Source organism: Alkalimonas sp. NCh-2, assembly GCF_039631345.1.
Lineage (GTDB): Bacteria > Pseudomonadota > Gammaproteobacteria > Enterobacterales > Alteromonadaceae > Alkalimonas > Alkalimonas mucilaginosa.
The window spans coordinates 280,860-304,961 of the sequence record NZ_JBDIUV010000002.1 but is presented as its reverse complement, the minus strand read 5'-3'; the positions used below and the strand labels follow the sequence as shown (position 1 = coordinate 304,961).

Below are 24,102 nucleotides of genomic sequence, written 5' to 3'. Positions count from 1 at the left end.
AGGAGCAGTATCATGCAGTTAGTTTCGAAAGTGGCAGTTATCGGCTTAGGTTACATCGGACTACCTACTGCTGCTGTCATTGCATCGAGAGGCGTACAAGTCCACGGTGTAGACATTTCCCAACATGCTGTTGATACCATTAATCAAGGCAAAATTCATATTGTTGAGCCTGATCTGGATATGTTGGTTCAAGCTGCAGTATCGACCGGCAAACTGCGCGCTGCCACCACTCCTGAAGCAGCTGATGTCTTTATGATTGCAGTACCGACCCCCTTTAAAGGCGATAAGAAACCAGATTTAAGCTACATAGAAGCGGCAGTACAAAGCATTGCACCTTTTATTGAAAAAGGCAATTTGGTGATACTGGAGTCTACATCCCCGGTGGGGACAACAGAAAAAATATCGCAATGGCTGGCCGATCTGCGGCCGGATCTCACCATGCCACATCAGAATGCAGATCAATCGGATGTAGCCATTGCACATTGTCCTGAGCGAGTGCTGCCTGGCAGAGTACTGCAAGAACTGGTAAGTAATGATCGTATCATTGGCGGTATCAGTGACCGTTGTGCACAGCAGGCCATGGCACTCTATCAGCTTTTTGTTCGAGGGGAATGCTTACTGACGGATGCCCGTACTGCTGAGATGGCAAAACTAACAGAAAACTCATTTCGCGATGTCAATATTGCCTTCGCCAATGAGTTATCCATGATCTGTGATCAACTAAAAATTAATGTCTGGGATCTTATTCAATTGGCAAACCGCCACCCTCGGGTGAATATCCTAGCTCCCGGCCCAGGAGTCGGTGGGCACTGTATTGCAGTTGATCCCTGGTTCATAGTCGATTCAGCACCAGAACAAGCAAAAATGATTCGATTAGCTCGTGAAGTGAATGATACGAAACCACACTATGTGATAAACCGGGTGAAAAAAGCCGCTGATGAATTTAAAAAACCAGTGATTGCTTGCCTGGGCCTTGCTTTTAAAGCCGATATTGATGATTTACGTGAAAGCCCGGCTTTGGACATTGCAATTGAGCTCACTGAACAACAAGTTGGTGAGGTTTTATGGGTCGAACCGAATATCCACTCATTGCCCAAACACTACCAAAAATTTAGCCAACAAGTAGTGAGCCTGCATGAAGCGTTAGAGCGTGCACACATTCTGGTAGTATTGGTCGATCACAAACAATTTAAGTCGTTAAAACCTGGCGATGTAGCGGCCAAAGTCGTTATTGATACCAGAGGCTTGTTCGGATAACTGCCTCCCAAAGGAGAACACAATGAAAACAACAAGGTTAATCCCAAGTCTGGCACTGCTGGCCGTACTCACTGCTTGCAGCAAAAAAGACAGTGCAGAACATTACCTGGATGCACAAAACTACATTGCCAGCCATCAGTACAGCGCAGCCATCATCGAGCTACGCTCAGCTATTCAACAAGACCCGGATAATTACCGCTTCCGCTTAGCTCTTGGCCAGGCATTACTACTTAGCGGTGATGTCGCCAGTGCAGAGCGTGAACTGGAACGGGCACTGCGCTATGGCGCTCCGGCAGAAGAAGTCGCTTTTGATTTAATGCATACTCATTATTTGGTAGGCAATTATCCGGCGGCCATAGAGCTATTAGCGGAGAACCACGAATTATCTGCTCGCACCCGGGGCTTACTCGACAGCTTCCGAGCTTTATCTGAAGTCGAGTTAGGAGACTCGCCAGCTGGTTTATTGCATTTTGAGCAGCTATCCGGCTCGACCTATGCCGATATTGCTGCTTTTGCTAACGCCCATCTAAAGCTGGCTGCAGAGGAAACTGAGCAGGCGCTGACCCAACTGTTGGCTATTGATGATAGCAGTGAGCTGTATGCCGAAGCGCTATACCTGCAAGGTAAAATCCACCTCGCCAGCAATGATATTTTATCGGCCATTACCCACCTGAAGCACTATACTGAGCGCACGCCTACCGCTCACCTTGCTCGCTTATTGCTGGCCCAGGCTTATGTCCGGGATGGTCAGTTTGCCGAAGGCGAACAGCACCTGAAAAGTATTTTGCGTATTTTCCCTGAACAACCGATGGCCAACTATTTACAGAGTATTATCAGTTTTCAACGTGAAGACTTTGCCGCAGCCAAAGAGCAAAGTGAAAAAGCCATTCGTTCACCACAAATAAGTAGCAGAGCCCGTATTATTGCTGCCCTATCCTCCGTGCGTCTTGGCCTGGAGTCTCAAGCACTGAACTTTCTGACGCCCATTCGTGATCAGCTGCATTCGGTGCCAGATGCGCAGCGCTTGTATGCTGTTTTGCAGTTGCGTGTTGGCGAAACGGAAGAAGCGCGCAGGATCTTAGCCAGCTTGCCTGAGGAAGAACAAAACCTGCAACTGATTGCCAATACCGCTTTTGAACTGGTACGAAAAGGTGCGACAGATTCGGCGCAAGACTTAATCAGCCAATACGAGCAACACTCAGCACGCGATGCAGCCAGCTTAACCACATTGGGTACCATAAAACTTGGCATTGACGGACAACGCGAGGCCGGCATTCGCGATCTGGAGCAAGCTCTGACACTGGATCCATCGGTGAACCAGACTCGTCTGGTGTTAGCCATGACCTACCTGCAGCAAGGTGACTTTGACAAAGCATCTGAGCTGGCTGAGCAGTGGCTTGAGGATGAAGAAATGCAGGTTGCGGGTTATAACCTGCAAGCCTATGCGTTATTCCTGCAACAACGTTTTGATGAATCCTTAGCTCGCTCAGGCAAAGCTCTGGCGGTGAAGCCATTGAACCCTTTCTCCTCCTTGCTCCAGGCGATGGTCCGGGTGCAGGAAGGCAACCTTGAACAGGCGCAGCAACAACTAAGAACCATGCTGGATGAATATCCGGAATACCTGGCAGGATTAGAGCAGTACTATGCCATTAGCAGGGCGCGTCAAGACACGACCGATGCCACCCGGCGTATTGAGCGGTTATTTGCACAAAATGAAAACATCTACCCGGTCCGTTTATTGCGGGCTCGTGTGGCTCATGATCAACGAAATTTTCAGGATGTTATTCGCATCCTTGAAGGTGCCTCGATTCAAAGTCAGGATATCCCTGCCCTACACCATTTAATTTTGATCGAATCACAGCAACAACAAGGCAACTTGTCTGCTGCTGTCCGACTGGCTGAGCGCTGGCACCGCCAACAACCAGGCAATACTCAGGCTGGCTACGCTTATGCCAACGCGTTGGCGCTAAATAATGAGCGCGAGTCTGCACTGGAACTATTAAACCGTCTGCTGGTTGATCATCCGGGGCATCCCTCCCTGGTCGTCGCACAAATTACCTTACTGGCCCAGCTGGACAGGCTGGATCAAGCCATCGCAGTGATCAATAACCTACCGTCGGCAACAGCACAGAGCCCACAACTCCAGTTTGTCAAAGGCAGGCTGCTCCTGATGAAAGGCGACCGCCCCGCCTCACTGCAAGCCTTTCAAAACAGTTATGCAGCAACGCCTACCCATGAAACAGCTGTATTTATTGCGCTTAATATCGTTGCACTGCAATCAGAGCAACAGGCCGTGTCTTTTTTACAGCAACACATGGATCAACACGGCTCTGATCAGGGATTGGATACTTATTACGCCACTCTGCTGTTAAAAACAGATGCTGAGCGTTCAAAAGCAATGTATCACCAGTTATTACAGACTGAGCCGAATAACGTAGTAGCCCTGAACAATTATGCCTGGCTGCTCAGTGAAAACAATCAACCAGCCGAAGCAAAACCCTATGCTGAACGCGCTATGGAATTGGTGCCAAACCATCCGGATATCATAGATACTTACGGTAAAATATTGATGAAATTGAACCAACCCGAAAAGGCTCTGGCTCAATTTGAGCGTTCTTTGGATCTTCGGCCAGCTCATGCCGAAGTAATGCTTAATTATGCAGAAGCGCTGGGCAAAACCAATCAGGCCAGCAAGGCACGCGATGTGCTATCGCAAGTACAAAGTGAGGATCCAACCATCATTGAACGTAAGTCACAATTGCAGCAACAACTGCAGTAATCATTTACCCTTTACGTATTAGGAAAAGGGCCGCTTGGCCCTTTTCCTCTTCCAGCCAGCATGGTGTAGTTTTGCAGTCAGTCAGCGCGGTTTCTACGATTTAAGCAATCTCAAGAGCCAGTGGAGTTTCTGATGCCAGTTCAGCATCAACAATTTTACGCACTCTTTCAAAAAAAGGCTTGAACAGCGGCTTAATGTTTGTAAGTAAATCGTCTTTGTACAATATAAAGGCCTGCCGCGAGCCATGGTAATCAATCAGCTGTCCAGCTGGCTGAAAATAGATCCCAGCCCGGTTCAGATGCTTCATTAATCTGGGCTCCATCATCGCTATCATGGATTGAATGGCATCACACTGTTGATAAAAAGCGGCCAAAGCGAAATATAGGCAGGTAGCAATGTGAGGAAAGTTTACCCGTTCCTCCGGGCTGAAATGACAAACTCGTTGTTCCAGGTTCATCGGATGGTCAACAGGAATACACCGTCTAAATACAGCAGGAATCGCAATACGGGATACCTCAGCATAGTCACCACGTCGCAAGCCCATGGCTGTGATCACGCTTGGATCCAATGCGTGCCGACAAAACAGTTCCGATGGTAAGGGTTGTTTATGCCCAAACATATCAAAGGGCACAACACATCGGGCAGTACCAGCAGCAAGACCAGTACGCTTGTGGCGAATCAAAAAATGCTGTGAGTGCGGGTCAAAGCGATCACGCTCCAGTGGCTGCAAAAACTGGCTTTTATCTTCATAGCCAAGCTCATCGCAGTACACTTGATAGCGCACTTTGTAGACCTCACGCTTTAATGCAGGTGTCGTTGCCAACACCAGCTCAAAGCAATCAAAGAAGTTGCTAATAACTTACCCCTCAAAGAATTCCGTAAGTACCCGCTGAATAACTCGCTGCACCGGCACAATGCATAAAGCCAAAGCACCTTATCGGCCCGTTAGGTACCAAATCAGTCTCTTCCCTGAGGTTTCTTGTTGCGCTACTTTTATAAGAGGTCACAATATAACCTAAAGCTTTATATAAAAAAACACTTTTGATGGTTGCTTAAAACGTCTAATTTTTTTACACCTCCCACCCCAAACCCTATAATACTGCAGCAAAATCAAGCAATTAAATATTGGCACAGTGCATGCATTGTTATTAATGAAGTTCGGATAACTAATTTGTTCAGGAGAACACCATGAAATTAAAAATAGCTTTAGGTTTAGCTGCTCTGGTCAGCACCTCTGCCGCAGCAACCCCCTTCTTTCTTGATATGAATGTAGATTACGGCGGCAATGCCAATACTGCCAATGGTGCCACCACCACTGGTTGGCTGGACGAGCTGCAGTTTGCATACAACTCTTGGTCAACTGTCGTCGATAGTAACGGCAACGGTACCATTGATGCAGGTGATGTCATTACCTCTACCGGCGGTTTGCTGGGTAGTGGCTTTAACTTTGGTTCAGACTTCAGCAATAACATGTTCACCTCGTTATTGCCAGTTCAAACCGGTCCTATTGGCCCAAGCAACAACAACTACCTGAACTCATGGAACCTGGCTTTTGGTTTCAATGATCTGGTAGGTACAGTTCAGGGCGATGGCAGTGTAAACTGGAACTCTGGTACCATCTCCATGTTCGTGACCACTGACTTAGGTGGCTGCATCGGCAGTGCCAGCCTGAGTTGCTACACTCAGGTGTTCGATATGAACGTTACTTTTGGTGGTGATATTGGTAACGGCACCATCATTCAGGGCTACCTGGATAACTTTAACAAAACCGATCAAATCAATGGTGTCGATGCAGGCAGCATCTTCTGGACCGACTACCAGGGTGCCAATACCAGCTTCTCTGACATTTACGATGATCAGTTCCTGGCTGGTATGGCTGAAATGTTCCGCTTCATTGTAGACCAAAACACTCAGGCCCTGCCAAATGTGATTGGTTATGATGGCACCACCTTCACTTTGGCAAAAGCAACCCACAGTGGTCGTGTCTCTTTCTCTGTACCAGAGCCTACCTCACTGGCCATCTTAGGCTTGGGTTTATTGGGTATGGGTTTCCGTGGTCGCATGAAGCGCCGCGCTTAACGATTAAACTCCATTTCATGGTGACTATAAAACCCCGCAGTGCGGGGTTTTTTATTAGCAAGATGCCAGGTAATACAAAATGGCATCGCAATAAACATCTGATGGATAGACTTACAAATAACTGGCAAGCAACTGTAGACAGAGTTAGTCGTGACTAACCAAACGTTTCAAGGTACGGAACATAAACTTTTGCAGTGGGTTCCTGTTACCCCCTGGGCGCCAGGTTTTAATTAACTTATTTCGATACGCATCAAAGTGCAAACCACGAGGTGCATAGATCACATCACCACGCTGTAGCAACAGCTTTAATACATTGGTGCAAAGCACACCAGCAGCAAGAGAAATGCCCATACAAGTAGAAGGGACCTTTTTACGCAGGAAGTTGACTGAGGAGCGCTCAACCAAATAGTGGCGCTGCTGCAACGATGGCGACACCCCGATCACAAAGCGAATAATATTATCACGGAAAATCTCGTCCTTGCGCTGCTGACTATCACCGGGTTGAGGATCCTGAATATGAAAGTAATCATCAAAGCTCATACCGCCAGGCCTGAACACCAACATGGATGTTCCCATCCCCATAGGGGCGGCAGTGATCGCTGGAATGCCTTTTTCGTAGCAACGTCGGAAAACTTTACGGCGTATCTCAAGCGCAAAAATATCAAGGCTATCAATGTATACATCCACACCATCAAGAAAATCTTCTAAGTTGTCATCCGTTACACCCGAAGTAAAGTTCTTAATCTGGGCATCAGGGTTAATACCACGCAACGTTTCTTCCATTACCTCCGCTTTAGCACGACCAACGGTTGCCATGCAGGCTCCGGCCTGACGATTAAAATTGGCGATATCGTAGTGATCTAAATCGGAAATATGGAAGCTGCCAATGCCTAGCCGCGCACAAACAATCGCATGATCGCCACCAACGCCTCCCAATCCACCAATAGCAACTTTGGACTGACGTAATTGCTCCTGCTCTTGCTGTGTCACCCAGCCTATATTGCGGGAAAATGCTTCCTGATAGTTAAACATAGAGTCCTCTTTATTCGTTCACACGAAACGAAGCCTTCACGAAGGCGATAACCGCCAGCCTAAAGCCAAATCCCCCTCCGGCTGATTGAGTGTACCCGGCATTCCTCCACTCTGAATTAAGTCATGTTCCACCGACTCCAGTAGCTTGACATAACCACTACTAAGCGTATTAGGCAATTCACGCGCATCAATGTAATAAGGCGCCCGCTTGCCATGAAACTCAATCAACTTGCCGATGGATTGAAATTTAATGCCAACGAAGGTCAAGCTTCTGGCCAGCCTTGGCTCCATCATCACAAAAACATGGTGGCGTTTACTGCGAATGGCCATGGCCGTCGCCGCCATGTACAGACAAATCGCAATGTAAGGGAAACAACGCAGTTCAGTTTCGGAGAAAACCTGCTCGTTAATAGCACCGGTTGCAGCGCCTTTAAATTTATCAATGGCACGCTTTCGAAACCCCTCAGGCACAGCAAGTCTCGACATTTCACAAATAGAATCACGAGGAAAACACGAGGGTGCTAGTTCTGGATGATCAATCGCATGGCTGCAAAACTTTTCCAGAGGTAAAGGTTGGTGTTGATCCTGAGTAGTGATTAAGCGGACGGTACCGGCCATTTTTTTCGAGCTCAGGTGACGTATAAAGCAGTGTACCGCACGATCATCAAACTCGTCACACTCCTCATAGCTGTCTTTAATATCCTCAAAATGAAGCTCTTCGCAATACACCTGATGCCGTAGCTGATACACTTCGTGCTTCAGTTCGTCCGTGGTGGCTATTTGTGGCTTTAAATACTGCGAAAAATGCCGTGAAATGACTTTAGCATCATTACTTGCTAATGATGCCATCGCTTTTTTCACCACCCCACCAATCACAGGCTTGTCCGCCAGGCTCTTTAACTTTTTCATTGTCCGTAATTTGTGTTTTGCATTCAGTTAGGATTCATCTAAGTATGGCCTGAGTTTATTGCCGAAGCCAGTTTAATTTTACAGGAATAACATCCATCGTAGTCTGGTAGCCAAGTCGTAGCAAATGCAGCTTGGTTTCCAACGATAAACTAAAGTCGACCGATGAAACATCACCCGTATTGATCAGTACGGTACTGTGCCAGTACTCGGCGTGTACATACTCTCTGGACACAGCATTCATAAAGGTTTGGATTAGCATATTAATGTACGAAACGATTGGGAAAAGTCTATTCTTCTGGACCGGTTTTTCCTCAGCATCGCTTTTTAAACGAAAGCAAATTGCCGGGACATGACGGCCAGACCAATCTTTATGCAGCGCATCTTCAGACAAGATCACACCATCGGCCATCACATGATGTTGGAAATCTTTAAAAGAGAACAGCAGAGGTATCGACATGGAATAACGAATCGCCTGGGATACTTTAAGAGCTGGCGTCAGTGCTTTGTTAAATACCACAGGACCACCACCGTTAATATCAGTGGCAAGCACATGCAGATCCAGCTCCAGATCTGCGAAGGTTCTGCCTGCCAGTTTTTCATCCAGCCACTTTTCGAAGCGATTGCCATCAGACAAGCCTCCGGTCCGAAGCAGCGACCAGAAAGAGATTTCTTTAAATTGACGGAAATCGGTGTCCATGGCCAGCACTTTGATGGCATCCAGCTTCCAACCGGCAGCATACAAGGCGGCTACGATGCTGCCACCAGAAACCCCTACTAAATGATTAAAATGCAATCGCATCTCTTTTAAAGCCATCAGAATGCCAATGTAGCAACAAAGGCGGGTACCTCCACCAGAAAAAATGGGCACAATTTCACGCTCTAACGGCTGTACCAGCATGCTGACATCCTGACTTGGTGATGAATAATGTTGGTCTCTTTGGGCAAAAGTGACACAATGGGATACACTGTTCACTGTGTATCTGCATAACCAGTTTAGACCAAGGATGATAAAAATGCGTTTGCTGCTCGTTGGGATTTTTTTTATTAGCTGCTCGCTTCAAGCTTCGCAGTTAGTTGACCTCATACCTCAAGTGAAACCCTCGGTTGTTGCCATCGCCATTCATAATCCAACAGCCTCCCCCAGAGTCAACTTTATTGGCACAGGCTTTGTGGTGGGTAATGGTAAACAGGTAGTCACGAACTATCATGTGATTGGCAGAACCTTGGATGAGTCACGTCGCGAAGAGTACGTTGTCATTTCCGGCTCTGCGCGCGATATCACCATGCATCGCATGGTAAGCCGGCGCAATGCCCCACAGTACGATCTGGCAATTATGGAAATAGAACAAGCCTTACCTGCTCTGAAGCTTGCCAGTGATGCATTGCAACCAGAAGGCAGCCGCATTGCTTTCACCGGTTTCCCCATATCGAGCGTGTTAGGGATTTATCCGGCAACGCATCAGGGGATTATATCTGCCGTCACTCCCGTAGCTATCCCTGCAGACAACTCACGTGATTTGCATATTCAGGCTCTGCGGCAGTTACGGGAGCCATATTTGGTTTATCAATTGGATGCGACTGCCTACCCGGGCAACAGTGGCAGCCCACTGCTCCATCAGGATACCGGTGAGGTGATTGGTGTTATCAATATGGTGCATGTAAAGTCAACCAGAGAAGCCGTTCTGAGCGATCCCAGCGGGATCAGTTACGCCATTCCGGTGCAGTATGTCCGGCAATTGCTGCAACAGCCCTGAGCAGCGGGTTGCTTATGCAGGAGTTCTGGAGTCAGCTGGCGCTGGATAAAATTGGCTTTAGCCTGACCGCTGCCGGATATTTGTTCTTTTTCGCGTTATTACTATCCGTCAAAGCACGCAATGTACCCAGAACATTGCTGATTGGCTATACCCTGGTCACAGTCTGCTGGGCCTTGGTTTACGCTCTGGCGGCGCATGCCCCTTACCAATCAAGCTGGTCTATCTGGCTGGAAAACAGCCGACTGCTGTTACTGATTTTATTTCTCTACGCAGCCTTGCACAACACCCACGCTTTACTTGCCACCTTTTTTCAGCGGAAAGTGGTTTGGCTAAGTTGTCTGCTGCTTATTAGTTGGACCCTTCTGGCTCAGCTAGAAATCCTGCCACTGCATTTGTTGTTGAGCGGCCAATTACTGATATGTATTTTTGTACTGGCTTTGTTAGAGGCTTTGTACCGGCGATCGGGCGAAGCTCGCTGGCAATTTAAGCCTCTGATCATTGCACTGGGCGTCGTTATACTGTTTGATTTTGTGTTGCTGGCGGAAGGCAGCTTGTTCCGTCAGGTAGATGCTCAACTCTGGTCAGCCCGAAGCTTTATCCAATTGCTGATGCTGCCTATGCTGGTCATTGCTGTGCGTCGCATTAAAGCCTGGAATATCCGGGTGTATATTTCACGGGATATTGTGCTGCAAAGCTCATTAGTATTTGGTGCAGGCGCTTACCTGTGTTTACTGGCACTGGCAGGCTTTTATATTCGTTACAGCGGTGGTGCCTGGTCCGAGTTGCTGCAAGCAATATTTATTGTACTGGGATTTGCCTTACTGACAGCTCTGGTGCTGTCCGATGGCGTGCGACGAAAACTGCGGGTGTTTATTGAGAAACACTTCTTTGAAAATACCTTTGACTATCGGGTCAAATGGCTGGAGCTTACCCATCGGCTACGGCAAATCGATGTCAATAACGACAAGGTGCATCAGGAAACTCTGCAAGCATGGCTACAAGCTATCGGTTATACCCGGGGGATCTTATTACGGTTGGATCCTCAGCCTCGAGCTCTGGCCCGCATAAATCGACCGGAGTTAACGGCTGAAGAGTACCGTATCATAGACGGATATATCCGCGATCATCAGCACAGCAACTGGATCATTGATTTACAGCAAGGCCATGATCCCTTTGTTCAAGCGATGAAGCTGTCAGCAGCAAACATTGATACACAACTCATTATTCCTATCCGGGCAAAAGATGGTTTGTGGGGACTTTGCCTGTTGAATGCCGAAGCAAACCTACAACTAAAACTAAACTGGGAATTAAAGGATTACCTGATAGCAGTGACCGAGCAAATTGCCAGTTATTTGTTTTTACTTGAGGCCACCAAGCAACTGATGGAAAATGCCCAATTTGCAGCCTTTAGCCGGATGTCTGCCTTTGTGGTCCACGACTTGAAGAATATTACCGCACAGCTTGGTTTATTGCAGAAAAACGCCGAGCGGCACAAAAACAACCCGGAATTTATTGAAGACGCTTTCGAGACCATAGCAGCCAGCAAGCGCCGAATGGATAAAATGCTGGCCCAACTAATGAATAAAGAGCGAACGGATGAGACAGACTCACGTTTTGAAGTAGGTGAGCTGATTCAGCAGTTAATTCATAATCGCTGTCAGGGCCAACATCCTATTCCAACCCTGGCAGAACATGCTCCGGTTTCAATTAGACTGGATAAAGAGCGCTTTGCCAATGTGTTATTTCATCTGATTGATAATGCACAATATGCAACCCCAGAGAATGGCAGTGTCAGCATTGAACTAAGTCAGAAACGGGACTTCCTCGTTCTTACTATCACGGATACGGGCTGCGGCATGAGCCCTGACTTTATTCAGCAACGATTATTTAAGCCTTTTGACTCTACCAAGGGCAATGCCGGCATGGGCATAGGTGCTTACGATGCCCTGGTATTTGCCCAGCAATCGGGTGGTGCTCTGGAAGTACAAAGTGAGGTCGGCTTGGGGACTACCTTTACCATGCGACTTCCATTAAACTACTAGGTAATAAAGACAAGGATTGTGCAATGAAAACACTGTTAATCGTCGAAGATGATCTCGGTATTCAAAAACAACTAAAATGGAGCCTGCCCGATTACGAGTTGGTATTTGCTGAAGATCGAAGCTCAGCGTTAACTCAGGTGCGCCGCTACGAACCGGCTGTGGTAACCCTTGATCTTGGCTTACCGCCCGATCCCAGCAATGCCAGTGAAGGGTTAGCCTGTCTAACCGATATCCTGGCAATACACCCTGACTGCAAAGTCATTATTATCACCGGCAATACCGACAAAGAGCACGCATTAAAAGCAGTGAATCTGGGTGCTTACGATTATTACCAGAAACCCATCGATCCCGATGTACTGAATGTGATCCTGGCCAGAGCATTTAAACTAAGTACGCTGGAACAAGAGAATCGTTACTTGCGGCATTCCGGGCTGCATCAACAGGATATTATTGGCAACAGCGATAGCATCTTAAAAGCTTGTCGCATGGTAGAAAAGATTGCCCCAACTGAAATTACTACCTTATTGCAGGGAGAAAGTGGTACTGGTAAAGAAGTATTTGCACGCAGCATTCACAAACAAAGTCCTCGCGCTGAAAAACCTTTTATTGCTATTAACTGTGCTTCAATCCCTGAAAACTTGCTGGAAAGTGAGCTCTTTGGCTATGAAAAAGGGGCCTTTACCGGCGCCAATAAGACCACGCTGGGAAAAATTGAGTGTGCCAATGGCGGTACTTTACTGCTGGATGAAATTGGTGATATGCCACTAAGCCTGCAAGCAAAGATGTTGCGTTTTTTACAAGAACGGGTTATCGAGCGCCTTGGTGGCCGGCAGGTAATCGAAGTGGATGTACGGGTGATTTGCGCAACCCATCGCAATCTGGCAGAAATGGTGGCTGAGCAAACTTTCCGGGAAGATCTCTATTACCGTATCAGTGAAATGACCCTGTTTATTCCGCCATTACGGGACCGTGGCCAGGACGTGGTGATCATCGCCAAGGCCTTGCTGCATAAATTCAATCAGGAGTTTAAAACCCAGGTCCACTCGTTGTCGGAAGATGCCATTCAGGCACTGCTTAGCCACCGTTGGCCTGGCAATATCCGCGAGCTGCAGAATAAGCTGAAATCTGCCGTCATTCTGGCCGACAGCAAACAAATTACCGCAAGCGACTTAGGGCTATTACCATCGACAGAAGACCTGGCCCCAAGAACACTGCGCAAAGTACGCGAAGATGCCGAAACACAAGCCATTCGGGAAGCTTATGCTTTGAGTAACGGCAATCTGTCCAAAACAGCCGACTTACTTGGGGTCACCCGCCCGACCCTGTACTCATTGATCGATAAGTACCGGATGCTTGATCTACGCAACAGCGAAACTAATAATGAGCACTAACCACAACCATGCTTTTGCTTTTGAATAAAAAACCCGCCATTTGGCGGGTTTTTTATTCAAAAGCAAAAGGTTATAGGTTTACACCTTTTTGCTTGGCTTTTTCGCGAATGTAATCTTCCCAGCTACGGGCCTGCCGTGCTAATGAAGCATCACGACGGGCTTGTTGTGCCGATGCCAAAGCTTGCGGATACTGCTCCAGATAAAAATGGGCATTAACCAAGCTCATATGCACCCGAGCTGTATTTTCTACATTTAACTCCAGAGCACGATTAAACGCAGTGATCGCATTACGATAACGCTGAATATTCAGCAAAGCTTCGCCTTGACGACGGTATGCTTCTGCATCGTTCTCGAGCTGCCCCAAACGGCCATAAAACTCAGCCGCTTTTGCATATTCACGAGCTGCTTGATAGTTGCTGGCAGTTGCCAACAAAATCTGGCGATTCTCTGGAATAACACCGGCTTTCATTTTCTCTTCAAACAATGAGGCTGCCTTGTATGGCATTTCGTTGTTTGCAAACATCTGACCGTACATTTGAAAATGAGAACGGGAGTCGAGAAAGCCCAGGATATTCGCTACCCTTAATACAGAAAGAGATTTTTGAAAATCTTCCTGCAACTGATAGGTATTACCCAGGTAGAACCACCACTGACCGCTGTCTGGAAACAATGTTACCATTTCTTCCAGCACTGCCGTTGCCTCAGGAATACGCTGCCCTTCAAATAAAGCGGCAAACTTTAGCGTGTAGTAGTTTTCACGAGGTACATCAGACAACGCAATTGCACGATTGATCGGGCTGATCACATTGCCATATTGTTCCATTTGCTGATAAGCGGCAGCCATCCGGAAATAGACATCGTGTTTTTCTTCCCCAGTAAAATGCATCCATTGCTGGTACGCATCAATTGCTTGCTGATAAGCCTCATTCTGCAAATGCAATTGAGCAATGGTCTCAAGCAAACCAGCCTGATCATTAAAGCTTAAAATATCCGGCTTTGCGGCCCGTTGCAGGTACTCCAACGCTTTTTGATTATCTTCACCAATGTACAACTGGCCGATATAGCGATCAACGAAAGCCCGGTCGAAATCAGAACTGGTTCTGGTATCGAGCAAGACTCTCAAAGCTTCGGCAGTTTTGTCTTCCTGGTACAGATCAAAAGCATTCGAGACCGAACGGCCTGTGCGCTCACTGACGACCTGACTGCGACGATCTTTACGCTCCTGAATACGCTGTTGCTGTTGTGCAGCAGTTTCTGCCAGACTGGCCGGAACATAGAATGAGCCTGCCGTCAGTGCAAGAGCGATTGCCAGAGCTGAGCTGAGTTTTGTTAACTTAGTCATCATCAACCTCCGGCCATATCAAGTGAAAAGTCCAACTGTACCTGCAGACCATGCTGCTGCTGTGGACGACCATCAACAATCTTAGGTTGGTAGCGCCAACGACGAAGTGCACGAATGGCTTCACGGTCAAATACCCGGCGAGGCTCCGCTTCAATTACTTCGACATTATCGACACTACCGTCTTCCATAATGCTAAAGCTTAAACGAACCCACCCTTGCAAACCATCACGAGCCGCTTGCACTGGGTAACGAGGTTCAATCCGGACGATAGGCTGTGCATCACCATCACGCATCAATGAACCTGAAGGGTCACCAATACCACCGGTAGCACCACCTAGATCGATGCCAGGCATATTAAAGCCAACGGCTCCAGAAACATCGGTTTGATCCGGTGGCGTCTGTGGCGTTTGTGGCGGTTGTGCCGGTGGTGGTGGCGGTGGCGGCGGTGGTGGTCGCCGTACCTGCACATCCTGATCCGGCGGCGTGGTATTAATTTCTACAACAATCCGCTCTTGCTCGTTATCACGACGCTCCCCGGTCCCTTTGACCAGGGTCGCCATCAACAAGAACAATAGAAACGTTACCACAGCACCAAGAAATAGCGATGTTAGTAAACGTGCCATAGTATCACTGCTCCCCGGCGATTGTGATGATGTAATCACCTGCCGCTTTGATTTGATCCATGACTTCCATTACCCGACCATGCTGGGTTTCTTTGTCTGCCTGAATGATGATGGTATCAGTCGGCGACTCAGCTACCAGACGTTCGATGTTCGCAGCAACCCGCTCTACATCAACCATCCGGCGATCCATCCAGATCTCACCATTCGGACGAATGGCAATAAAGATGGTTGCACTTGGTCTTTGCTCTGCCTGAGTCGACTCAGGTTTATTGACATCAATACCCGCTTCCTTGACGAAGGAAGTAGTCACGATAAAGAAGATCAACATAATGAAAACGATATCCATCATCGGCGTAATGTCGATTTGGGCCTCATCGTCTTCACGAATACGTTTACGTGCCATAAAAATCTCTCTTTAATGATGCGGTAAGCTATCAATCAAGCTTGCTTTTTCCCGCTTTGCTCTGATCTCTAACCGCGAGCTGAAAAAGACCCCGGAAAGTGCAGCCACCATTCCTGACATCGTCGGGATAGTCGCCATGGAGATACCAGACGCCATGGTTCTTGGGTTACCTGTGCCCTGAGTGGCCATCACGTCAAAGACGGAGATCATCCCGGTTACAGTCCCAAGCAGTCCAATCAACGGACACATAGCGACCAGTGTCTTTATCAGCAGCATATTCTGGTCAATTTTTGTTGTAGCTTCAGAAATCCAGGTATCACGGATTTTATGAGCATACCAGGAGGTGGTGTCCTCGCGCGCATCCCAACGGGAAATAATGGCTTTCTTTTCCTTTGGAAACACCGCTTTCAGATACCAGTAGCGCTCTAACATCAGAAACCACATGATGAAGAGCACCAGGGCGACAATGTACAAGACATTGCCCCCGGTATGAATAAAATCCTGTACCGATTCCCACAGCTCAATCAGCTGGAGCATCATTAGGCTTTCTCCTTCTCCGCATGAGCAGCAATGATACCTGCGCTTTGCTCATCCAGAACGTGAAGTACAGACTTAGCTTTTGAAGCAACAATGCTATGAGCGAAGATCAGTGGCAATGCCGCGATCAAGCCAAGTGCAGTGGTCACCAAAGCCAGAGAGATATCACCTGCCATCAGTTTCGGGTCACCAGTACCGTACAGCGTGATGGTTTGGAACGTCATAATCATACCGATAACAGTACCCAATAGACCCATCAAAGGTGCTACTGCTGCGAACAACTTGATCATACCAATACCACGCTCAACTTTTGGTGTTTCACGCAGAATGGCTTCGTCCAGTTTCAGCTCCAGGTTTTCCACATCTGCAGTTTTGTTGCTGTGGTATACCTTCAGGATACGGCCCAACGGGTTGCCATCAGACGGATTAGACAGGTTCTTCAACTGAGTACGGATCTTACCACCGACCAGAGTCAATACGACAAAACGCTCAATCGCAATCAGCAGGCCAATTACCAGTAAAACAGTGATGAGGTAACCAACAGTTTTACCCTGGTGGTAGTATTCAGACAAAGTCGCGCGTTGCTGGTTCAAACGCAAAATGCTGTTGCCTTTGGTTGGGTCAACAAACAGGTTGGTCAGGTTACCGGCACGGGCACTGTGGAAATCAGATACTGAGTTGTGTACACGTGAAATAGGAGCACGACCTAAAGGTTGTAGCTGGTTGGTGTCGGTATTGAAATACAGATAGTCACGATCTGTAGTCACATGGAAAGCACCGAAACGTGTAACACGTTGCGTCGAGCTACCACCTTCCAGGTTCACAACTTCCGCATCAAAGCTGGCAATTTTTGCCGACTCGACCATCTCGGTCAGCAATGCTACCCACAGGTCTTCCATTTCTGAAATGGTAGGTAATTCAGTTGCTGCCGCCAGACCACGCAATGGCTCATCACGGCCTGGGTATTGTGCACTGATGATAGAGCTGGATACCAGACCAATGGCATTGCTGGCACTACCACGCACCATACCAAACAACTCACCCAGGGTACCCTGAGCAGCAATCAGTTCCTGTTCTTTTTGCGCAATCAAAATATCGTTATCGGCATATTCTTTTTGCAAACGCTCACCGCGAGCTTCCTGGTTAGCCAGCTCACGACGCGCTTCATTGAGCAGACGTTGTTGATCCTGGCGGGCATTGATAAAAGCTTGCTCACGCTGCTGATTAACACGGCCTTCCAGTTGACGCTCGCGCTTCACTTGCTCGAGAATTTCATCCAGCTTGGTGCTGGCAGAAACATTGAATGCCAGGCTGGCAGTAGCAGTTACCGCAACAGCAACGATTAGTGATTTAAATAAGGTTCTCATGTTCGTCTTACTCCGCTGCGATTAGTGGTACGCGTGCCATATCAGGGTTAATTTCCCGGCGCGCCATTTTGATGAAATCGCTAACACCATTTAAATAACTATCTGGCAGTTTATCCCAGCTGTTGGTTTGACGGTTCCAGTGCCAGGCATTGTTGCCATCCAGTGACATCGCCATCAGAGCCAGACGACCCAGGTGAACATAATCCACCGTCAGTTCATTGCCAGCCAGGTTCAGAGTACCCTGGAATGAAGCTAGCTCAGAACCGTAACCGGCCTCAATGCTGTAAGCTTCCATAATCTGGCGGTACTGCTCAGACAATTGCACATCAGAGCGGGCCATGGAATCACGTAAGCGCTCAACACGCTCCATACGGCGCTCAGTGCGAAGCGGAATATCGTTTTTAACGAATTCTTCCAACGCATCAATCATTTTAAACATCAAAGGTACCGTGCCACGGCGGGTATCTTCAAGGGTATCGATTTGACGTTGGATGGAGTTGATTTGACGCTGTTGATCATTGACCAGAGTCTGCAGGAAGTCATTGTATACTTTCAGGCTATCGGTTTGATCAACGACTTGACGATATTGGCCAAGCAACTCTTGGGTTTGTTCGTAGATGGTGTTGATGCGTTCCTGTGACCGCACTGCTTCACGGACGATCTGGCTATTTTCCTGATGAATTTGCTCTAAGCCGGAATTCGCCATCGCTCCGCCGGAAAAGGCGAAGACACCGGCAAAAGCCGATGCGATAAGACTTTTACTCATTTTATTGTTAAGCATAGTTCCCAACCAATAATTGCTGATTAACGTAACCTGGAGTTTTAGGGCTTATCTCATACTACCCTACAGTCAATGGCAGTAAGCACTTCAAGCCATTGCATCGACCACGAATAGAGAGCCCTGGTTAGAGGGTAAACCAACTGCATCATTGCAGCTAAAAAGCCCATTGTCAATACGACAACGGGCTTTGGCATGAATTCAAACAGTGCTTATTTATGCAGCTTTTAGCGTCATTTATGCGCTGTTAAAGCTCTGCTTTTTTTATTGTCAAACTTTATTAAATTAAACGAGCAAAAAAGCAGCGACCTACTATTTAATTGTAGAAGTCCACCATCTTTTCCAAACTGATGGGCTTGAGCTTGCTGGCGTTTCCTGCAGTACCAAAAGCTTCATAACGAGCCACGCAAATCTCGGTCATGGCTTTGGTGGATACCTGCAGGAATTTGCGCGGGTCAAACTCAGCCGGATGCTGCGCCAAAAAGCGCCGAATCGCTCCGGTAGATGCCAGACGCAGATCGGTATCGATATTCACTTTGCGCACACCGTGCTTGATACCTTCAAGGATCTGCTCAACCGGTACACCGTAGGTTTCCGGGATCTCACCACCAAACTCGTTGATGACTTTCAGCCACTCTTGCGGCACCGACGACGAACCATGCATCACCAGATGGGTATTGGGAATTTTGGCATGAATGGCTTTGATGCGATCGATAGCGAGAATATCGCCTGTTGGCGGCCGGCTGAACTTGTAAGCACCATGCGAGGTGCCACAGGCAATGGCCAAGGCATCCACACCGGTGGCTTTCACAAACTCAAAGGCTTCATCCGGATCGGTCAGCATTTGCTCGTGGGTGAGTACCCCTTCCGCGCCAATGCCGTCTTCCTCACCGGCAGTGCCGGTTTCCAATGAGCCTAAACAGCCCAGTTCGCCCTCGACGGAAACACCACAGGCATGGGCAATATCGACCACACTCTTGGTAACCGCAACGTTGTAGTCGTAATCCATCGGTGTTTTGCCATCTTCACCCAAGGAGCCATCCATCATTACAGATGAAAAACCCAGCTGGATAGAGCGCTGACACACAGCCATCGAGGTGCCATGATCCTGGTGCATTACCACCGGGATATGGGGAAACTCTTCCACCGCTGCCAGGATCAGGTGACGCAGAAAAGGCGCACCAGCGTATTTACGCGCCCCGGCAGATGCCTGCACAATGACCGGGCTATCGGTTTGATCCGCAGCCAGCATAATAGCGCGCATTTGCTCCAGATTGTTGACATTAAATGCTGGTACTCCATAACCATGCTCTGCAGCATGATCCAGCATCTGACGTAATGAAATAAGTGCCATGAGATCCTCTCTCTGTTAGGGTACAAAGTTATCAATGCTCTTTGAGCTTATGGTTGTAATGTTTTAAAGCGCTGACCGCGCCCGTTCTTCCAGTATAGCGACTGCTGGCAGGGTTTTGCCTTCCAGGAATTCCAGGAAAGCACCACCACCAGTCGAAATGTACGAAATTCTGTCCGCAATGCCGTATTTATCAATGGCAGCTAAGGTATCACCACCGCCAGCAATAGAAAATGCCGGGCTATCAGCAATGGCTTTAGCAATGGCTTCGGTTCCAGCGGCAAACTGATCGAACTCAAATACACCCACCGGGCCATTCCAGACAATGGTGCCGGCATTTTTCAGCAACTTAACCAAAGCCGCTGTAGTCACGGGCCCGATATCAAATACCATATCATCGCTGGCAATCTCATTCACGGCTTTCAGTTCTGCGGCTGTATCGGCACTAAATGCTTTGCCGGTTTTCACATCCGATGGAACCGGGATGCTGGCACCTCGCTTCTCTGCTGCAGCCATCAAGCGTTTGGCTTCCGGAATCAACTCATCTTCACACAAGGACTTGCCAACACCATGGCCTGAGGCGGCAATAAAAGTATTGGCAATACCACCGCCAACAATCAGTTGATCGACCACGCCAGATAATGATTCCAGCACCGTGAGTTTGGTCGACACCTTAGAGCCACCAACAATGGCAACCAGCGGCCGTTTTGGATTTTGCAGCGCTTTAGCCAGGGCATCCAGTTCGTTCGCCAGCAAAGGGCCGGCACAAGCAACAGGCGCATATTTGGCAACACCATGGGTAGAAGCCTGAGCCCGGTGCGCCGTGCCAAAGGCATCCATCACAAAGATATCGCACAATGCCGCCAGCTTTTGTGCCAGTGCATCATCGTTTTTCTTCTCACCGGCGTTAAAGCGGACGTTTTCAAATACCACCAGCTCGCCTGGCTTGGCATCCACTCCGTCCAGATAATCGCGCGCTAAACGTACCGGAACCGTCAGAGCTTGTTGCAACCAGGCCACCACCGGCTGCATCGAAGCCTCTTCACTGTAAACGCCTTCTTCCGGCCGGCCCAGATGTGACATCACCATCACAGCAGCCCCTTGGGCTAAGGCCAGTTCAATGGTGGGTAACGCCGCTCTTAAACGAGCATCAGAGGTCACGGCGCCGTCTTTCACCGGTACATTCAAATCCTCCCGGATCAGCACTCGCTTGCCGGCAAGATCCAGCTTGGTCATCTGTATCACTGTCATCTGTTTCTCCCTATGAAATAAATTGTCTTAGCAGGCCATCATGGCTCTGGCTGTATCCAGCATCCGATGGGCAAAGCCCCATTCGTTGTCACACCATAGCAAACACTTTACCAGCCGTTTGTGACTGACCCGGGTCAGGGAGCCATCAACGATGCAGGAGTGTGCATTGTGATTAAAATCCACCGACACCAATGGCTCTTCGGTGTAATCCAAAATACCGGCCAGCTGCGCCTTGCCGGCGCGTTGCAACACCTGATTGATTGCGGCTGGGTTTACATCCTGATGCAAGGTAAGACTGACATCCATCGCCGTGACATTGACCGTTGGCACCCGCACAGCAATGGCTTCAAAGCGCCCGGCCAATTGCGGCAAAATACGCTCAATGCCGAGCGCTAACTTGGTATCGACCGGAATGATGGATTGACTGGCCGCTCTGGTGCGGCGTAAATCGGTATGGTAAGCATCGATCACCTGTTGATCATGCATCGACGCATGGATGGTGGTGATGGTGCCACTTTCAATGCCATAGGCATCGTCCAGCAGTTGCAACACCGGCACCACACAATTGGTGGTGCAGGAACCATTGGAAACGATCTGCATCGCTGGCGTCAGGTGTTGCTGATTGATACCAAAAATCACCGTAGCGTCAACATCGGCATCGGCCGGATGTGAAAACAGCACCTTTTTGGCACCGGCTTCCAGATGCCAGCTGGCATGCTGCCTTGAATGAAACACTCCGGTGCACTCCAGCACCACATCAATGCCCAGCTCTTGCCAGGGCAGTTCAGAAGGATCCGCTTCGGCAAAGAGCTTGATCACATCGCCATTCACACTGATGCCCTGCTCCACCCGCTCGACCACAGCAGCAAAGCGACCATGTGAGGTGTCGTACTTTAATAGATGTGCCACCCCTTTGGCATCGGCCAGCTCATTGATGGCTACCACCTGAATATCTTGCCGACCCGATTCGTACAACGCACGGACAATGTTACGGCCAATACGACCGAAGCCATTGATAGCAACACGAATAGGTTCTTGCACACTGGGCATCCGTTTCATGCTCCTTAGAAAAAAGGACAGCCCGGGCTGTCCTTGTTTTATCACTGGGTCAATAGTTCGCGGGCAGCAGCCAGCACCTTGTCACTGGTGATGCCAAAGTAAGCAAACAACTGCTCGGCAGGCGCCGACTCACCGAAGCCGGTCATGCCAATGACTTTGCCGTTCAAACCCACGTACTTGTACCAGCCATCCATAATACCCGCCTCTACGGCGATACGACGGCTGACGGCAGCCGGCAGTACCTGCTCGCGGTAGCTGGCATCCTGCGCATCAAATACATCGGTCGATGGCATCGATACCACTCGTACCTTGCGGCCTTCTTGCTGCAGTTGCTGCGCAGCACTCATCGCCAGTTGCACCTCTGAGCCGGTCGCCATCAGGATAAGTTCCGGTGTACCTGCACAATCCAGCAACACATAACCACCCCGGCGAATCGCTGCCAGTTGCTCTGCATTGCGCTCTTGCTGTGGTAAGCCCTGACGGGTAAAGATCAAGCTGGTTGGGCCTTCCGTGCGTTCAATGGCCGCTTGCCAGGCAACGGCGGATTCGACCTGGTCGCATGGACGCCAGTTCATCAAGTTTGGCGTGGCACGCAGTGCCGCCAATTGCTCCACCGGCTGGTGAGTCGGGCCATCTTCGCCCAAACCAATGGAGTCGTGGGTGTACACAAAGATCACTCGCTGCTTCATCAGCGCAGCCATCCGCACCGCGTTACGGGCGTATTCCATAAACATTAAGAAGGTAGCACCGTACGGCACAAAGCCACCATGCAACGCAATACCATTCATAATGGCCGACATGCCAAATTCGCGCACACCGTAATAAATGTAGTTGCCACTGGCATCATTGTGCGTTAGTGGCTTTGAACCTGACCAAATGGTCAGGTTGGAGCCGGCCAAATCGGCCGATCCACCCATAAATTCAGGCAATAAAGGACCAAAGGCATTCAGCGCATTTTGCGACGCTTTGCGTGTTGCAACGTTCGCTGGGTTCGCTTGCAGTTGTTCGATGTAAGCAGCACTTTGCTCGGTCCAGTTGGCAGGCAGCTCGCCACTGGTACGACGCTCAAACTCAGCGGCTAATTCAGGATGAGCAGCGCGGTAAGCAGCCAGTTTTTGTTGCCAGCTTTGTTCTGCTAACTGACCTTTGGCTTTTGCATCCCATTCGGCGTAAATATCGGCCGGAATTTCAAAAGGCGCATGCGGCCATTGCAAAAATTCGCGGCTGGCAGCAATTTCAGCATCGCCCAGTGGCGCACCGTGGCAATCATGACTGCCACCTTTATTCGGTGCACCATAACCAATTACGGTTTTGCAGCAAATAAGGGTTGGTTTGCCGGTTTCAGCCTGCGCCTGTTCAATGGCGGCTTTGACCGCAGCCGCGTCATGGCCATCCACCGACTCAATCACCTGCCAGCCATAAGCTTTGAAGCGTGCTGGCGTATCGTCAGTAAACCAACCTTCGACTTCGCCATCAATGGAAATACCATTGTCGTCCCAGAAGGCAATCAGTTTACCCAAGGCTAAAGTGCCGGCCAGCGAGCAAGCTTCGTGCGATATACCTTCCATCAGACAGCCATCGCCCAGGAACACATAAGTAAAGTGATCGACCAAATCATGGCCTGGCCGGTTAAACTGGGCCGCCAGCGATTTCTCCGCAATGGCCATGCCCACCGCATTGGTAATCCCCTGACCAAGCGGGCCTGTGGTGGTTTCTACGCCAGGAGCGTAGCCATACTCCGGGTGACCGGGTGTTTTAGAATGCAACTGTCGGAATTGTTTTAAATCGTCAATGCCAAGCTCGTAACCTGATAAATGCAACAACGAATACAGCAACATGGAGCCATGGCCGTTCGACAGCACAAAACGATCACGATCAGCCCAATTTGGATTCTCTGGATTGTGCTTTAAGAAATCACGCCACAGCACTTCAGCAATATCCGCCATGCCCATAGGGGCACCCGGATGGCCTGAATTGGCTTTTTGAACCGCATCCATGCTAAGCGCACGAATAGCGTTGGCGAGTTGTTTACGAGAAGGCATGCTAACTCCTGGGTAGTTGGTAAAAATTGACTTGAGTCATGGCAAAACCATCACTCTGAGTAGTGCTGTTATACCGTGAGTATGCAACAGGGTCTGACTGCCCTGC

General features: G+C 48.9%; 20 protein-coding genes. 6 read left to right on the top strand and 14 right to left on the bottom strand.

What is annotated here, in order from left to right; all coding sequences use genetic code 11:
* Positions 1 to 12: 12 nt before the first annotated feature.
* Positions 13 to 1,257 carry a UDP-N-acetyl-D-mannosamine dehydrogenase gene (gene wecC, locus ABC502_RS06605; protein WP_330086245.1) on the top strand — a complete coding sequence of 415 codons (1,245 nt, stop codon included), beginning with the start codon at positions 13 to 15 and terminating at the stop codon, positions 1,255 to 1,257.
* Between the two features lie 22 nt (positions 1,258 to 1,279).
* Positions 1,280 to 4,036, top strand: coding sequence for an XrtA/PEP-CTERM system TPR-repeat protein PrsT (prsT, locus tag ABC502_RS06600; protein WP_345915303.1), 2,757 nt, complete (start codon positions 1,280 to 1,282; stop codon positions 4,034 to 4,036).
* A gap of 100 nt (positions 4,037 to 4,136) precedes the next feature.
* Here the strand turns inward: prsT and ABC502_RS06595 are convergent, their stop codons facing one another.
* Positions 4,137 to 4,892, bottom strand: coding sequence for a PEP-CTERM/exosortase system-associated acyltransferase (locus ABC502_RS06595; RefSeq protein ID WP_330086403.1), 756 nt, complete (start codon positions 4,890 to 4,892; stop codon positions 4,137 to 4,139).
* Between the two features lie 332 nt (positions 4,893 to 5,224).
* On the opposite strand from ABC502_RS06595, the gene ABC502_RS06590 reads away from it, so the two are divergent.
* A complete protein-coding gene (locus tag ABC502_RS06590; RefSeq protein WP_330086243.1) occupies positions 5,225 to 6,115 on the top strand; it encodes a PEP-CTERM sorting domain-containing protein in 891 nt (296 codons plus the stop codon).
* Between the two features lie 144 nt (positions 6,116 to 6,259).
* Here ABC502_RS06590 and ABC502_RS06585 read toward each other — a convergent pair whose 3' ends face one another.
* The 3 genes from ABC502_RS06585 to ABC502_RS06575 are packed head-to-tail and all read right to left on the bottom strand — an operon-like array spanning position 6,260 to position 8,954.
* The gene (locus tag ABC502_RS06585) at positions 6,260 to 7,147 is read right to left on the bottom strand and encodes a ThiF family adenylyltransferase (protein ID WP_330086242.1); all 888 of its coding nucleotides are present in this window, start codon (positions 7,145 to 7,147) and stop codon (positions 6,260 to 6,262) included.
* A 36-nt stretch (positions 7,148 to 7,183) separates the two neighbouring features.
* Positions 7,184 to 8,056 carry a PEP-CTERM/exosortase system-associated acyltransferase gene (locus ABC502_RS06580; protein ID WP_330086241.1) on the bottom strand — a complete coding sequence of 291 codons (873 nt, stop codon included), beginning with the start codon at positions 8,054 to 8,056 and terminating at the stop codon, positions 7,184 to 7,186.
* A gap of 55 nt (positions 8,057 to 8,111) precedes the next feature.
* On the bottom strand, positions 8,112 to 8,954 hold the full coding sequence (locus ABC502_RS06575) for a patatin-like phospholipase family protein (protein WP_345915302.1): 843 nt from the start codon (positions 8,952 to 8,954) through the stop codon (positions 8,112 to 8,114).
* 193 nt (positions 8,955 to 9,147) lie between these two features.
* Between ABC502_RS06575 and ABC502_RS06570 the strand changes: the two genes are divergently transcribed.
* Genes ABC502_RS06570 through prsR form a run of 3 tightly spaced genes read left to right on the top strand, consistent with a single transcriptional unit; the run spans position 9,148 to position 13,243 of the window.
* Positions 9,148 to 9,810: a serine protease gene (locus tag ABC502_RS06570; RefSeq protein ID WP_345915301.1), complete on the top strand. Its 663-nt coding sequence runs from the start codon at positions 9,148 to 9,150 to the stop codon at positions 9,808 to 9,810.
* A gap of 14 nt (positions 9,811 to 9,824) precedes the next feature.
* Entirely contained in the window at positions 9,825 to 11,852 is a 2,028-nt protein-coding gene (gene prsK / locus ABC502_RS06565) for an XrtA/PEP-CTERM system histidine kinase PrsK (protein ID WP_345915300.1), read from the top strand.
* A 23-nt stretch (positions 11,853 to 11,875) separates the two neighbouring features.
* The gene (gene prsR, locus ABC502_RS06560; protein WP_330086237.1) at positions 11,876 to 13,243 is read left to right on the top strand and encodes a PEP-CTERM-box response regulator transcription factor; all 1,368 of its coding nucleotides are present in this window, start codon (positions 11,876 to 11,878) and stop codon (positions 13,241 to 13,243) included.
* A 70-nt stretch (positions 13,244 to 13,313) separates the two neighbouring features.
* On the opposite strand, the gene ABC502_RS06555 is transcribed toward prsR, so the two are convergent.
* From ABC502_RS06555 to tkt, 10 genes are all read right to left on the bottom strand, one after another.
* Entirely contained in the window at positions 13,314 to 14,585 is a 1,272-nt protein-coding gene (locus ABC502_RS06555) for a hypothetical protein (RefSeq protein ID WP_345915298.1), read from the bottom strand.
* 2 nt (positions 14,586 to 14,587) lie between these two features.
* The gene (locus ABC502_RS06550) at positions 14,588 to 15,208 is read right to left on the bottom strand and encodes a TonB family protein (protein ID WP_330086235.1); all 621 of its coding nucleotides are present in this window, start codon (positions 15,206 to 15,208) and stop codon (positions 14,588 to 14,590) included.
* Positions 15,209 to 15,212: 4 nt separating this feature from the next.
* Positions 15,213 to 15,611, bottom strand: coding sequence for a biopolymer transporter ExbD (locus ABC502_RS06545; protein ID WP_330086234.1), 399 nt, complete (start codon positions 15,609 to 15,611; stop codon positions 15,213 to 15,215).
* A gap of 12 nt (positions 15,612 to 15,623) precedes the next feature.
* Positions 15,624 to 16,148, bottom strand: coding sequence for a MotA/TolQ/ExbB proton channel family protein (locus ABC502_RS06540; RefSeq protein ID WP_330086402.1), 525 nt, complete (start codon positions 16,146 to 16,148; stop codon positions 15,624 to 15,626).
* Positions 16,149 to 16,150: 2 nt separating this feature from the next.
* The gene (locus tag ABC502_RS06535) at positions 16,151 to 17,515 is read right to left on the bottom strand and encodes a MotA/TolQ/ExbB proton channel family protein (protein ID WP_330086233.1); all 1,365 of its coding nucleotides are present in this window, start codon (positions 17,513 to 17,515) and stop codon (positions 16,151 to 16,153) included.
* A gap of 7 nt (positions 17,516 to 17,522) precedes the next feature.
* A complete protein-coding gene (locus ABC502_RS06530) occupies positions 17,523 to 18,281 on the bottom strand; it encodes a DUF3450 domain-containing protein (RefSeq protein ID WP_330086232.1) in 759 nt (252 codons plus the stop codon).
* A gap of 328 nt (positions 18,282 to 18,609) precedes the next feature.
* A complete protein-coding gene (gene fba, locus ABC502_RS06525) occupies positions 18,610 to 19,647 on the bottom strand; it encodes a class II fructose-bisphosphate aldolase (RefSeq protein ID WP_330086231.1) in 1,038 nt (345 codons plus the stop codon).
* Positions 19,648 to 19,710: 63 nt separating this feature from the next.
* Positions 19,711 to 20,895, bottom strand: a complete 1,185-nt coding sequence (locus ABC502_RS06520; protein WP_330086230.1) for a phosphoglycerate kinase — start codon at positions 20,893 to 20,895, stop codon at positions 19,711 to 19,713.
* A 27-nt stretch (positions 20,896 to 20,922) separates the two neighbouring features.
* The gene (gene epd, locus ABC502_RS06515; RefSeq protein ID WP_330086229.1) at positions 20,923 to 21,954 is read right to left on the bottom strand and encodes an erythrose-4-phosphate dehydrogenase; all 1,032 of its coding nucleotides are present in this window, start codon (positions 21,952 to 21,954) and stop codon (positions 20,923 to 20,925) included.
* Positions 21,955 to 21,995: 41 nt separating this feature from the next.
* Positions 21,996 to 23,996: a transketolase gene (gene tkt, locus ABC502_RS06510; protein WP_345915297.1), complete on the bottom strand. Its 2,001-nt coding sequence runs from the start codon at positions 23,994 to 23,996 to the stop codon at positions 21,996 to 21,998.
* Positions 23,997 to 24,102: the final 106 nt, after the last annotated feature.

Bases quoted from the DNA above. Each gene is read 5' to 3' on its own strand.
- epd (WP_330086229.1), bottom strand. From the start codon at position 21,954: ATGAAACGGATGCCCAGTGTGCAAGAACCTATTCGTGTTGCTATCAAT.
- prsK (WP_345915300.1), top strand. From the start codon at position 9,825: ATGCAGGAGTTCTGGAGTCAGCTGGCGCTGGATAAAATTGGCTTTAGC.
- fba (WP_330086231.1), bottom strand. From the start codon at position 19,647: ATGGCACTTATTTCATTACGTCAGATGCTGGATCATGCTGCAGAGCAT.
- ABC502_RS06550 (WP_330086235.1), bottom strand. From the start codon at position 15,208: ATGGCACGTTTACTAACATCGCTATTTCTTGGTGCTGTGGTAACGTTT.
- tkt (WP_345915297.1), bottom strand. From the start codon at position 23,996: ATGCCTTCTCGTAAACAACTCGCCAACGCTATTCGTGCGCTTAGCATG.
- ABC502_RS06555 (WP_345915298.1), bottom strand. From the start codon at position 14,585: ATGACTAAGTTAACAAAACTCAGCTCAGCTCTGGCAATCGCTCTTGCA.
- ABC502_RS06590 (WP_330086243.1), top strand. From the start codon at position 5,225: ATGAAATTAAAAATAGCTTTAGGTTTAGCTGCTCTGGTCAGCACCTCT.
- ABC502_RS06535 (WP_330086233.1), bottom strand. From the start codon at position 17,515: ATGAGAACCTTATTTAAATCACTAATCGTTGCTGTTGCGGTAACTGCT.
- ABC502_RS06545 (WP_330086234.1), bottom strand. From the start codon at position 15,611: ATGGCACGTAAACGTATTCGTGAAGACGATGAGGCCCAAATCGACATT.
- prsR (WP_330086237.1), top strand. From the start codon at position 11,876: ATGAAAACACTGTTAATCGTCGAAGATGATCTCGGTATTCAAAAACAA.
- ABC502_RS06520 (WP_330086230.1), bottom strand. From the start codon at position 20,895: ATGACAGTGATACAGATGACCAAGCTGGATCTTGCCGGCAAGCGAGTG.
- ABC502_RS06585 (WP_330086242.1), bottom strand. From the start codon at position 7,147: ATGTTTAACTATCAGGAAGCATTTTCCCGCAATATAGGCTGGGTGACA.
- ABC502_RS06530 (WP_330086232.1), bottom strand. From the start codon at position 18,281: ATGAGTAAAAGTCTTATCGCATCGGCTTTTGCCGGTGTCTTCGCCTTT.
- wecC (WP_330086245.1), top strand. From the start codon at position 13: ATGCAGTTAGTTTCGAAAGTGGCAGTTATCGGCTTAGGTTACATCGGA.
- ABC502_RS06575 (WP_345915302.1), bottom strand. From the start codon at position 8,954: ATGCTGGTACAGCCGTTAGAGCGTGAAATTGTGCCCATTTTTTCTGGT.
- prsT (WP_345915303.1), top strand. From the start codon at position 1,280: ATGAAAACAACAAGGTTAATCCCAAGTCTGGCACTGCTGGCCGTACTC.
- ABC502_RS06540 (WP_330086402.1), bottom strand. From the start codon at position 16,148: ATGCTCCAGCTGATTGAGCTGTGGGAATCGGTACAGGATTTTATTCAT.
- ABC502_RS06580 (WP_330086241.1), bottom strand. From the start codon at position 8,056: ATGAAAAAGTTAAAGAGCCTGGCGGACAAGCCTGTGATTGGTGGGGTG.